Origin of the sequence: Fructilactobacillus ixorae (assembly GCF_024029915.1) — a bacterium.
Taxonomy (GTDB): domain Bacteria; phylum Bacillota; class Bacilli; order Lactobacillales; family Lactobacillaceae; genus Fructilactobacillus; species Fructilactobacillus ixorae.
Map to the genome: position 1 here is coordinate 887,447 of NZ_CP097478.1, position 12,003 is coordinate 899,449.

At 46.2% G+C, this 12,003-nt stretch carries 13 protein-coding genes; 1 reads left to right on the forward strand and 12 read right to left on the reverse strand.

What is annotated here, in order from left to right:
• Positions 1-152 precede the first annotated feature (152 nt).
• The 3 genes from M8332_RS04320 to rpsO form a co-directional block, all read right to left on the reverse strand.
• Complete coding sequence (locus M8332_RS04320; protein WP_252779626.1) at positions 153-1,052, reverse strand: hypothetical protein; 900 nt, start codon at positions 1,050-1,052, stop codon at positions 153-155.
• A 69-nt stretch (positions 1,053-1,121) separates the two neighbouring features.
• A complete protein-coding gene (locus M8332_RS04325; RefSeq protein ID WP_252779627.1) occupies positions 1,122-2,828 on the reverse strand; it encodes a ribonuclease J in 1,707 nt (568 codons plus the stop codon).
• A 157-nt stretch (positions 2,829-2,985) separates the two neighbouring features.
• A complete protein-coding gene (gene rpsO, locus M8332_RS04330; protein WP_252750382.1) occupies positions 2,986-3,255 on the reverse strand; it encodes a 30S ribosomal protein S15 in 270 nt (89 codons plus the stop codon).
• A gap of 231 nt (positions 3,256-3,486) precedes the next feature.
• Between rpsO and rpsT the strand changes: the two genes are divergently transcribed.
• Complete coding sequence (rpsT, locus tag M8332_RS04335) at positions 3,487-3,744, forward strand: 30S ribosomal protein S20 (protein WP_252750383.1); 258 nt, start codon at positions 3,487-3,489, stop codon at positions 3,742-3,744.
• Between the two features lie 23 nt (positions 3,745-3,767).
• On the opposite strand, the gene holA is transcribed toward rpsT, so the two are convergent.
• The 9 genes from holA to M8332_RS04380 all read right to left on the reverse strand — a co-directional run bounded on the left by holA (position 3,768) and on the right by M8332_RS04380 (position 11,874).
• Positions 3,768-4,802, reverse strand: a complete 1,035-nt coding sequence (gene holA / locus M8332_RS04340) for a DNA polymerase III subunit delta (RefSeq protein WP_252779628.1) — start codon at positions 4,800-4,802, stop codon at positions 3,768-3,770.
• Entirely contained in the window at positions 4,780-6,993 is a 2,214-nt protein-coding gene (locus M8332_RS04345; RefSeq protein WP_252779629.1) for a DNA internalization-related competence protein ComEC/Rec2, read from the reverse strand. The genes holA and M8332_RS04345 overlap by 23 nt, the downstream gene beginning before the upstream one ends.
• Positions 6,994-7,043: 50 nt before the next feature.
• The gene (locus M8332_RS04350; RefSeq protein ID WP_252779630.1) at positions 7,044-7,526 is read right to left on the reverse strand and encodes a ComE operon protein 2; all 483 of its coding nucleotides are present in this window, start codon (positions 7,524-7,526) and stop codon (positions 7,044-7,046) included.
• A gap of 60 nt (positions 7,527-7,586) precedes the next feature.
• Positions 7,587-8,252, reverse strand: coding sequence for a helix-hairpin-helix domain-containing protein (locus tag M8332_RS04355; protein ID WP_252779631.1), 666 nt, complete (start codon positions 8,250-8,252; stop codon positions 7,587-7,589).
• A 69-nt stretch (positions 8,253-8,321) separates the two neighbouring features.
• Entirely contained in the window at positions 8,322-9,374 is a 1,053-nt protein-coding gene (locus M8332_RS04360; RefSeq protein WP_252779632.1) for a SepM family pheromone-processing serine protease, read from the reverse strand.
• Complete coding sequence (coaD, locus tag M8332_RS04365) at positions 9,367-9,849, reverse strand: pantetheine-phosphate adenylyltransferase (protein ID WP_252779633.1); 483 nt, start codon at positions 9,847-9,849, stop codon at positions 9,367-9,369. Before coaD ends, M8332_RS04360 begins: the two co-directional genes overlap by 8 nt.
• Positions 9,846-10,409 carry a 16S rRNA (guanine(966)-N(2))-methyltransferase RsmD gene (gene rsmD, locus M8332_RS04370; RefSeq protein WP_252779635.1) on the reverse strand — a complete coding sequence of 188 codons (564 nt, stop codon included), beginning with the start codon at positions 10,407-10,409 and terminating at the stop codon, positions 9,846-9,848. The genes coaD and rsmD overlap by 4 nt, the downstream gene beginning before the upstream one ends.
• A 5-nt stretch (positions 10,410-10,414) precedes the next feature.
• Positions 10,415-10,666: a YlbG family protein gene (locus M8332_RS04375; RefSeq protein WP_252779637.1), complete on the reverse strand. Its 252-nt coding sequence runs from the start codon at positions 10,664-10,666 to the stop codon at positions 10,415-10,417.
• Positions 10,667-10,680: 14 nt separating this feature from the next.
• Entirely contained in the window at positions 10,681-11,874 is a 1,194-nt protein-coding gene (locus tag M8332_RS04380) for an FtsW/RodA/SpoVE family cell cycle protein (protein WP_252779639.1), read from the reverse strand.
• Positions 11,875-12,003: the final 129 nt, after the last annotated feature.

The window sequence follows — 12,003 nt, forward strand, 5'->3', positions numbered from 1 at the left end:
ATGAAACCCTCCTATGATTTTCGTAAGACGTCCTTTGATAAACACCAAAGTATCTTTACACCTATTATACAACATTATAGGAAAAGATAAAGGGTATTCCCTCAAAGAATTCACTATCATATTATATCCACTGTGCCTTAATTTGTAAACACTTACGCTTCTTTTTCACTAATTAATCCTGCCATTAATTTTTCAATTAACGTGAGCCAATTGGTTACTGATGGCTTGGCTGATTCGAGTGGTTCGCCCTGGCTTTGCCGTTCCAACTGCTCTAACCATAGTTTGGGATCCGTCATGATTCGATCCAGAAATGGGTATAAGTTTTGCAGTTCAACCTGCATCAAGCTCATCAGTTGCGTTTGCTTAATCGGGTCCACTTGTCCGTACTTCGCGGTGACTAATCGTTGTAGTTGTTGATAAGCAGTTGTTTCGGTAACTTCTGCTAACTGATCAGGTTGGACGGTGTAGGTTTGCTGGTCAATCCACAGCAACGACACCGGGGTCTTAATCCGTAACCGCATTAAGTTATTCAGCAATTGTAATCGCCAAATTGGATGGACATCAGGATCCTGTAGGTTAGTAACCGTCGCGGCTACATAGTTAGCTAGCGGGAGATGTTCGGCCTGTGCAATGATGGCCTGTTGTGCTTGAGGAGTAAAGGCTCCCAAGTGTTTAAACTGGCGTTCCCCTGCTTCGTCTAAATTAGTGCCCGTCGTTTCGGCCGTCTGAAGCTTGGTTCGTGCTGCTTCAGTTTGCGCGGCCGGTAACTGCGCTAGCAGAATGTGCAGTTCGACAAACCGCCGATTGGCTAGCAAGACGTCCGTTAACAGCCCCAACTGCTGGGTCACGAAAAAAGCAAAATGTTCATCAACTAACCGATTGGCTTCGATAATTTGGTGCTGACCGAGGAAACTATGCGCTAAGGGCGCTAACACAGCTTCATCGTCACTTTCATCATACAACCTAAGCAGCGTTGGCGTGGCGTTCGCGTAGTGACCAGCACTAACTTGAGCTTGAGCCGTTTGTAGTTGTTTTCGTTGTTGGTCGTTCATGACTGGTTCTCCTTTCGCTCCTAACCCGAAAAACAAGAAAAGAACTGGGCACGCCCAATTCTTCACGATTTATTTCTTCTTTTTGTTTTTAGAGCGCCGGTGGTGTTGGTTAACTTCCATGATTACCGGAAGAATCACCGGCCGCCGATCCGTTTTCTTGTATAGAAACGAGCTGAGCTTTTCACGCACATCCTGTTTCAAAAAGCCCCAATCAAAGTCTTGATTGTCAAGGTTGCTCCGCACCGCTTTTTCGACTACCTCCGAAGCTTCATTAAGCAAGGTCTGGTTCGAATTCGCGTAAATAAAGCCGCGTGAGGTGACCTTTGGTTTTTCGACAATTAGCTTCTTCTTTCGATCGATTGTGACAACCGCAATGAAGACCCCATCTTGGGCGAGCACGCTTCGATCGCGCAACACAATGTTACCAATGTCACCCACCCCAATGCCATCAATCATGGTGTCGGAAGCAGGAACGGCTTGGGCTAACTGCATCCCCTTCTCGTCAAACTCAATTACATCACCCTTGGCCGGAATGATTACCCGATCGGCGGGCATTCCAGTTGCATAAACGGCTTCTGCCGCTGCCTGAAGTTGCCGATACTCCCCTTGCACCGGAATAAAGTAGTTTGGATGCGTCAAACTAGTCATCATTTGGATATCACTTCGCGTTGCGTCACTAGCAAGGTTTAGACTGTCACTAATGCTGGTTACCGTAGCATCATCTTGATAAATTAAGTCGCGGGTCCGAGCCCACTCGTTATCCATTGATCGGAATGGGGTGGTCGCTAGGAGCACCAGGTCCCCACTCTGAATTTGCACGCGTGGATTACGTTGACTGGCCATGTCAGCTAGGGAACGCATTGCCTCGCCCGGTTGACCAATGTGCAAAATGATAACGTCCTCAGGCGCTAACTGGTTTAACTCTTTTTCAGATTGAATAAAAAGGTTTGGATCCGGATTTTTCACTTTATCAGTTGCAAGGGCCGTTTCTAAGATTGACTTTGATTTGTCATTTGCAAAGAAAATTTTTCGCCCTGTCGTTGCAGCGGCGTTGATGATTTCTTGCAGCCGAAGTAAGTGATCCGCTAAACAGGTAACAATAATCCGACTGGCTTGAAAATCAAACACATCGATTAGATAATCTTGAACCTGTTGTTCCTCGGCCACCGTTCCGTGATCCTCAGCGTTCCGGGAATCACACAGTAAGGCCAAGACTTTATGTTTCCCGACGGCGGCAATTGCCGAATAATCGGCCCGGTATTCTGCAGGCACCGTTTGATCAAACTTGAAATCTCCGGAATAAACCACACTCCCAAGCTTCGTTTGGATTGCAATTCCGACCGCATCCGGAATTGAGTGGGTTACGCTAAAGAAACTCACCGTCCCATCATCAAACACAATTTCACTGCTGTCACTAATGATATGAAAATCGTGAAAATGTTTTGCTTGCTTATTTTTAGCTACTAATTGTTCGGCCAATTTAATGGTTAACTCAGTTCCAAACACCGGCACGTCAAATTCGCTCAGCAAATATGGTAACGAGCCAATTGAATCTAGCTGTCCCGAGGTTAAAAAGACCCCCACAATTTTGTCTTGATTTTCCCGTAAGTAGGTAAAATCTGGAATCACGTAGTCCACTCCGAGCATTTCATCCAGGGGAAACTTGGATCCACAATCTAAGATAAAAATACTACTGTTGTTAATTTCAACCGCAAAGAGATCCTTCCCCTCTTCACGCACTCCACCAAGTGGAATAATTTTGACGTTTTTTTTCATTATCTGTACACCTCAAATTACTAGTTTCATTTCTTTTCAGAAGCACCTGCTTCTAGCCGTCCCTAGTCTAACTAGTAATCAGTGTAACATACTTAAAGAAAATTAGGCAGAAAAAAAGAGTTCCGCACCTGGTGCGCAACCCTTTTCTTGTCGAATCTTAACGACGAAGACCCAGACTCTTAATTAACTCTCGGTAACTTTGCACGTCTTTCTTCCGTAGGTAACCAAGGAGGTTCCGCCGGTGACCAATCTTTTTCATCAAGCCCCGTTGGGAATGAAAATCCTTCTTGTGGGTCTTCATGTGGTCGTTGATTTCGTTAATGTCAGCAGTTAAAACTGCAATTTGAACTTCCGTCGAACCAGTATCGCCATCGTGCTTAGCGTACTTGTTAATGATTTCTGTCTTTTGTTCCTTAGTTAAAGCCATCTTATTTTCCACCTTTCTATGCTCTCATCCCTTATTCTGAGTGTTACGTCAGTGACTCGTAAAACTAAGAATAAGTTCCAGACACCACTATACACTCTTTTGCAAGCTAAAACAACCCTGACATTAGTTAGTCAACGCGGGTATTGCATTTATACTGGCTTTTTTGTATAATTAGGCTTGTTAAACTGTGAAATAGATGAGCTTATTTCACTAAGTGGAGGTGAATAAAACATGCCAGTTATTAAATCAGCAATCGAACGGATGAAAACCAACGAAATTGCACGGAAACGCAACGCTTCTGAAAAGAACGAAATGCGTAGTGCCATCAAAAAGTTTGAAAAAGCGAGCGTCAATAATGCTGAAGACATCGACAGCCTTTACAGAAAGGCAATCGCTGCCATTGACCACACTAAATCCAAAGGTTTGATCAAGGCTAACAACGCTAACCGGAAAAAAGCACACTTGGCTCGGGTTAAAAACGCTTTATAAACAAAAAACACTTAGCAAACTTGCTAAGTGTTTTTTTTCGCCTTTGTTTGACTAAAACGAATTGCAAACATTTCAAAGAGCAGCTCTGGATTAGCCGAGCTGCTTTTTAGTTGGTGCTCAATGGCAACCAACGCGAGGTACGCTTGTTCCAAATACTTCCGGGTAAACCGATTAAGTAACCGTTCGGCCAGTTTAATTCGATATGGATGGACCTTTAATTTCTGCGCCATCATACTCTGGCTCTGTCCTTGACCTCGCAAAATCTTAACCTGTAGTAACAACCGAAATTGGCCCTCCAAAATGGCATTAATTTTTAAAGGCTCCTCACGTTGGGTTACCAAATCGTGGTAAAACTGAATGGCCGCGTTGGTTTTACCAGCTAATAGGTCGTTCACGAGTTCGAACACATTTTGCATCATGGACTTTGGAACCAACTGATCCACAACCGTCGCGGTAATGGTCCGCTCATCCTGGCAAAAGAGCAGTAATTTCTGGAGCTCATTCATAATCTGAGCTAAGTCCCCCTGCGTTCGGGCTAACAACTCCGTGAGGGCATCAGGCTCAATTTGATACTGCTGCTTTTCGATAAACTGTTGGACAAACTGCGTTGTTTCACGCTCAGAAACCGCGTTTAAATCAATGACGGTGGCACTTTTCTTGAGTTGCTTAACCACCTTTTTCCGGTTATCAATTTTTTCGTAGGGAGCAAAAATCACCAACACCGTCTCCGCTGGTTGCGCCTGCAGGTACTTAATTAGCTCATCAACATCGTGTTTCCCGCTCATCTTTGGCTTAGCGCCCGTCAAAAACGTAGCGTTCTGCATAACGACCACCCGCCGGTCACCAAAAAAAGGCACCGACCAGGCATCATTCAAAGCCACGGCTAGGGGCGTTTCCTCTAAATCATACGTAGCATAGTTCATCGTTCGTTCTGCTTCTGGGATGAGTTGTTGCACTTGATGCATAATTCGGCTTTCCCAATACTCATTTCTGCCTAGCACTAGATACACCGGCTGGGGCTTTTGACTAATTTGTTCAATTGCTTGGTTCACTGCCATGCTGGATGTCCTTCCACTTTGTTTCAAATTTCGGTCGGAATGCAAACCAACCATACCGATACCGAATCATTCCGGCCGTCTGGGTACTGATCAGCTGGACATGATGTCGCTTCATGGTTACCAACGTTTCCTGATTAGGATGCCCATATCGATTTTGCCGACCGGCGGAAATAATTCCCACCTGTGGTGCCAATTTCGCAATAAACCGGTCATCAGAAGCCGTCTTGCTACCATGATGTCCTAATTTTAACACGTTCGCCCGAAGTTGCGGCTCGTGCTGGAGAAGCTCCCGTTCCTCCGCTTTGGGTAAATCACCCGTAAATAACCACGTTCGGCCACCCATTTGCCCCCAGAGAACCATTGAATCTTGATTTTCTCCTAACCCCGGATGAAACGGATGAAGAATCCGGAGGTGGGTTCCGGGGACAATCTGACCGGCCTTAACTCCGATTAACTGGGTGTTGTGAAGCTCAGGACGAATTTTATGCATAAAATGCTGGTTGCGATCCATCCCCCACGGAATTAACACACGTTTTACCTTCATGGTTTTTAAAAAACAGGTTAGATCCCCAATGTGGTCGGCATCCTGATGGCTCAAACAAAGATTATCAAGCTGACTAATCCCCTGACTTTTTAAATAGGGAATCGTCATCGTCGGGGCCAGGTGGATTGTTGGTTGTCCCTGCCGGGCAAAAAAATTGGGGTTGCCCCCGGTATCAATTAGCGTCACAGTCCGATTGAGGGGCTCACGAACTAAGATACTGTCGCCCTGGCCGACGTCAAAGAAGCTCACTTCCCCATTCAAAGGATAATGAATGATTAAAAAACTCACACCATAGAGTACTAAAAGCCAGCTTAGGCGTTTCCACGTCCAGGATTCAATCAATAACAACGTCGTACCCACTAACAACAAGACCAGAAACCACGGTGGTTGTCCGAACGGCAACCCGCCTGGTAGACTAGCAACTTGATCGGTAACCTGCGTCAACCACCGCAACAATGGCTCCGTCCCCCAAATCGGGACTTTGAAGATTAAATAGCAGAGATAATTGCTGATGATTAACGGAAAAATCCCAATCGTAAAGAACGGCACGACGACTAAATTAGCAATAATTGATAGCCAATGCCACTCGAAGAAATAAGCTAATAACAGCGGTAGACTAACTAAGTTTAACATGACCGTTTTCAGCACATTGGTAGTTCCTTGACAATAGAAAATGGTAAATGACAACAAAAAAGAGAGCTGAAAGCCAAGTTGACCAATCAGCCATGGGTTAACCAGCACACAAATCATCAGTGCAAAGGCCCAATAATCAAGACCGCTACGCGACCAGTTTCCTAGCTTGGCCCAGTAACGTTGTTCAACCATTAGAATGACTCGAACTAGGCCGATGGCTCCGCCGGCCACCCCTGCATACAGGGGGAGCAATAACATCGCCCCAAGTTCCGCATGTGCTTTGCGCATGCGAACCACCGTTGCCAGAAAGAACCACAGGTTAAGTAATACATAAACATGTAACCCGGCAATACTAAATAAATGAATCAAATTTAAGCGTTTAAATCCCGTGCTGGTAGCTTGAAAGTCCGCGGTCCGCACGCCAAACAGGAGGCTTTGGACATACACGCGTAACTGGGGCGGAAGTTGGTTGGTCCGGCGTAACTCGTGCGCCCGCCCCTCATGAAACCAGGCCGCTATCGTCGGTGGGCGCATCCGCTGAACCGCTGCAACTTTTGTGATCCGGAGGTCCCCGCTAAGTCCGTGACCCCGGGCAAAGGACTGGGTATCAAAGGCTGCCCAGTTAGAAGCCGGTTGATTGGGCGTCAAACTTCCTTGGACACGAAGCCGCACGCAATGATGCAGGCGTTCGCCTTGATTAATGAGCGGTTGCCCATGAAATGAGACCCGCTGGTGACTTTCCAACTGTCCGCTTCCGTGCATACTCGTCTTCGTATTAACCACCTGGTCCGGCAGTACCACTAAATCCCACGTTTGAACCTGATTGCCTGCTTGCGCAATCGCACGTTCATTCACCTGAACAACGTGTTGGGTATGCCACCCCACGGTAATTGGAAGCACCAGACTAATTAGATTTAAAATTAAAAACCGGCGGAGCTGGAGCCGCCACAAGCGAATTAACCACAACCCGGTCAGCAAACTGCCACTCCACCCGTCGACCAGCAGTGTCCACAAAACAAGGGCCCACAACACAGCCGGAAAAACTCCAAAGTTTCGTCTAATCGTTACTCAATGGAAAGATAATCAGCAAACGGTAGATCAGCAACCCGTTGGGGATCAAGAGTGATTTTTTTCACCTCAACGGCTTCTTGTTGTAATAGTTGTTCCGCATATGCATTATTGTGATATTCGCGCAGATACTTAATCTTTTTAATCCCCGCTTGCAATAACATCTTTGTACACTGTAAACAGGGAAAATCAGTTACATAAATTTCCGCGTGATCGGTGGATTCTCCAAACTTCGCACACTGCAATACGGCATTCATTTCTGCATGAATGGTTCGTTCACAATGACCGTTCACGAGGTAACAGCCCACCTCAGTACAGTGGTCGGCTCCAGACACTGAGCCATTGTAACCACAGGCAATTACGCGCTTATTGCGGACTAAGACCGCCCCCACTGACAACCGTTCACAAGTACTCCGACTGGAGATTAAAATTGCTTGCAGCATGAAATATTGATCCCACGGAATTCTCTTTTTAGCCATGTGCATTCCCCTCCCAATTAGAATGCTTTCAGTATAGCAGGAAAACTCCTCACGTGATACTTAAACCGTTAACGAACTTGCCAGTTGAGTAACCGTCTTGGCTCCAAAGCCCGGGACGTTTTTTAGCTCATCCACGGTTTTAAAATTCCCCGTTTGTTGCCGGTAGGCCACAATTTTTTCGGCTTTTTTCGCCCCAATTCCAGAAACGCTTTGTAATTGGGTAGCATCCGCTTGATTTAAATTAACCTTTCGGTCGCTCGTCGGTCCTGCCGGTGAAGCGGACTGCTCGTTTGGACCCATCGGTGGTTTCTCTCCTTGGTTTGGAACGTAGAGAATTGATTGGTCAGTGGCCTTTTGCGCCAGGTTAACCTGGTTTGCATCCGCACTCGGTAAAAAACCGCCGGCTAACCGAATCACCTGATCAACCCGGGTATTGGTAGCAACGGTATAAACTCCGGGTTGCTTGACCGCTCCTTTCACGTCAACAACTACCCGATCAGGTGCCTTATTTTTAGAACTCGAACTGGACCTAGGCTTGGTCTGGTTCGGTTTTACGGTGGCGGGTTCAAGCTTTTGCGCGGCTTTCACTGCCACTGGGGGTGCTACTGCTGACTGGAACCACCAAGCGCCCCCAATTCCAATGATTATCAAACTGATCAGCCCTCCAATTAGGCCAATTTTCCACTTACCTGCTAATGCTTCCCAACTTGTTCTGATCCTTTCCATTGTTCCACCCCTTTCTCCTCGTTAAATACGCAAAAAAGCTGAATTCCAATTACGGAATTCAGCTTTTAGTTATTGATGTGTCTTTAAATAGTGTACGGCTTGATCAAATGAGGTAACGGGGACAACCTTCATCCCTGGTGCATACTTTTGCGCCGTTGCTTTGGCCACCTGGTAGTTCGTTTGGTGCCCGGGTTCGAGCGCTAAATTGGTTTTGGTTGGTTTAACGTAGGGACAGAAGAAGACCTGCGCGCCACTCTTGTGCGCCGCAATGATTTTCTTATCTACGCCCCCAATTTCACCAACTTGCCCATCACTGGTAATCGTTCCGGTTCCAGCGATTTTTTTCAACTGATACCGTTGCTGGGTTAACTGACTGTAAACTTGCAAGGCAAACATTAGTCCCCCAGATGGTCCGCCAATTTGGCCGGGATCGATGCGGGCCTTTGGAGCGGTTTTAATCGTCATGTCATCGATCATGGTAATCCCAATCCCATTGAATCCCTTGACGATGTCATGTTTATGACCAGAAACCATCATTTGCCGCCCGTCGCGCTTAAACATAATCTTAAGTGGAGCGTTTTTGGGCAGGCTCTTAATGTAATTTACGTATTCCGTACTCTTGGTCAGCTGCTGGCCGTTAATTGATTCAATCAAATCAGCGGGCCGCAAGCGATTTTTAAAGTCGGACTGGGGGAAAACGTTGAGAATGTAAACACCATGATACTGCTTGGTTACCGGTCGGTTAGCGTGTTGGAAGCCAACGGTAATCGCATTGTTAATGGCACTTTGCATGTAGACCTTCTGCACGTTGTTAAAATCAGCGTTATTTTGCCCCCCGGTCACATCATTCGTTTTTTGAATATCAATGTGGGGATCAAACAAGCGGTGCACGTAAGAAACGGGCCGCGCCGGGGCGATTGAAACCGCCGTAATCATAAATTCATTCTGTTTTAGGGGTTGTTTCCCCGCAATTTTCACCATCGGTTGAATGTTCACCGCTTCACCGGGAGCTTCCACAACTCGGTTCAGAGGCCAAAAAAAGAACCACAGAATCGCAATTAATAATGCCACCACTAAAAACGCGAGGCTGGTTTTGCGATTTTTTTGCCAAAATTTACGCATGGTTACTCCTTTCTTGTAAAGCACGGGCTACGGGAGCCGGAACGAACTTACTGACGTCGCCTCCAAAGGCATTAATTTCTTTAACCATCGAAGAAGAAATTAACTCGTAATCCCGATTCGCAAATAATAAAATTGTTTCAATTTGTTCATCCAATAATCCGTTTAAATTAGCAATTTCTTGCTCGTACACAAAATCGCGGGAATCACGCGTTCCCCGCACTACAATGTTCGTATGTTGTGACTTTACGAATTCAGCGGTCAAACCACTATAACTAGTTACCGCAACGTTATCGAGTTCCTGGGTACTGGCTTGAATCAGTTGAATGCGTTCTGCTACCGAAAAGAGGGTCTGCTTACTGGGATTAGTCCCAATCGCAACAATCACATGATCAAAAATCGTGCTCGCCCGTTTAATAATATTCAAATGACCATTCGTCAGCGGATCAAAACTCCCCGGATAAACGGCTGTTTTCATGTGGTTTCCTCTTTTCCTTGATAAATTGAAATCATGGTTAACCCGTAATCCTTTTGCCGGAGCAATTGATAGTGGGGCTGGGCCCCTAACTCGGCCGTGTGGTCGGTTTCACAAATCACTAATCCCTGTGGTTTCAAGAGCTGCAGTTTTTGAATTTCTGCCAACTGCTTGACCATTTGTTGGGCAGCGTATGGCGGATCAAGAAAAATGACCTCAAACTGCTCATGCTGTTCTGTCAGTCTAGTTAAGGCCCGCTCAGCCGGCAGCTTCCAAACCACTACTTCCTGATCTGGCTCAGTTACCATGGTCGCATTTTTTTTAATGGTCTTTACGGCCGCAAACTGGCGATCAACTAGGACCGCTCGTTGCATTCCCCGGGAAAGCGCCTCTAAGGCCACTGCTCCCGAGCCCGCAAACAAATCTAAAAAACTGCCTCCTGTAAAATAGGGACCGATCATATTAAACAACGATTCTCGCACCTTATCCGTGGTGGGACGAGTTTTCGTCCCCGGCACGGGTTGCAGCTTTCGTCCTCCGTAAGTTCCTGAAATAATTCGCATGGCACTTAGTCCCCCTCAGTTGCTTCGTTTAAAGCTGCAAACTGGTGGGCTAACGTTTGGGTGGGAGCCACCTCCACTTTTTTCACCATCCGGAGTTTTGTTAAGTCCTGGATGCTTTTACTCGTTTCGGCTTGATTCACAAACAAAATGGCATACCGCATCCGTCGCGAAACGTAGTGCACATCTCCAAATCGGTGCAACTGTTTGGCCTGTTTAACCGAAAAAAGCGATACTAATAACTCTGTGCGTGCTTCCATGGCACCATCTCTCCTTACTGTCGCGGAATTTGGATTCCTGGTTGGCGTTGTGAACTAAGTTGGCGTTCTTTACTACTGATCTTCATTACTAAGCCTAAACACAGGCTCAACGTAATCATGCTAGAACCCCCGTAACTAATAAACGGTAGGGTCACTCCGGTCAACGGCACAAAGCCTACCGCACCCCCGGCGTTAAACAACGTCTGAATCGTCAGGTAGGCCGCCGTTCCGTAGCACACCGAACTAAAGTACAGGTTGGTGGTCCGAAAGCCAATGTCAATCGTGCGGACAATGAGGATGCATAATAAGGCAAGAATCAGCACCACCCCAACTAATCCGAGTTCTTCAGAGATAATCGGCAAAATAAAATCGGTATTCGGTTCCGCAAGATATCCCATCTTTTGAATGGAATTTCCCAGTCCGCGACCAAAAATCCCCCCGTTACTAATCGCATAGTAAGAATTAATTAGTTGTTGCCCGGAGGTTTGGGCGTGCAGGAACGGATCGGCAAACGCCACAAACCGCTGGAGTTTGTAGTTCTGACTATTACTAACAAAGTGGGCAATCACCCCACTGCCAATGTGAATCAAAAACAGGGGCAGAACTAAGCCCAGCCCCACAATCCAAGGCACTAATTTGCTAGCGGTACTAGCCGCTAAAAACATGACCAAGATGATGAACAAGTTAATCGCGAAACCACCAGTATCCGGTTGGATGAAAATTAAAAATAGGCACAGGACTGGAATCAGTAGTGGACTTAAATTGTGGAACGTGGCTCGTACAATGCCCTCCTGCGTAATCAACCGGGAACGTTTGTTAAACAGATTGGCAAAGTAAATAATAAAATAAAATTTACACAATTCTGCCGGCTGCAGTTTAATAAAGCCAAGACTAATCCAGCCAGCGGCGCCGTTCACCTTAGTTCCAAAAAACTTCACGTAGATTAAGAGTACTAACAACGTAATTTCTAAAAACCCTAGGAAAAACTTACTTTGAAAGACAGCAAACCGCATTCGATATACCAGGACCAGTAGTAATAAACTGATTGCCACAAACGCTGCTTGCTTCACCAGGTAATCGGGAGCAAAGCCTCCGTGCGTTAACCCAATCCCCGCACTGGCAGAGTACACCATCACAATCCCAATTCCGCATAACAACAGGTATGGGAAAAATAAATACCAATCCAAACCCTTGATAAACTTTTTCATTCCACATTCTCCGGCTTTCTTTTTGCTTCAGTATGTCCATTGTACTATAAACTACTTCAGTTTCAGCAATCAAGCCATCCTGCAGCTCCAAATTTCTCCAAAGAAAAAGAACCACTATCACAGTGGCTC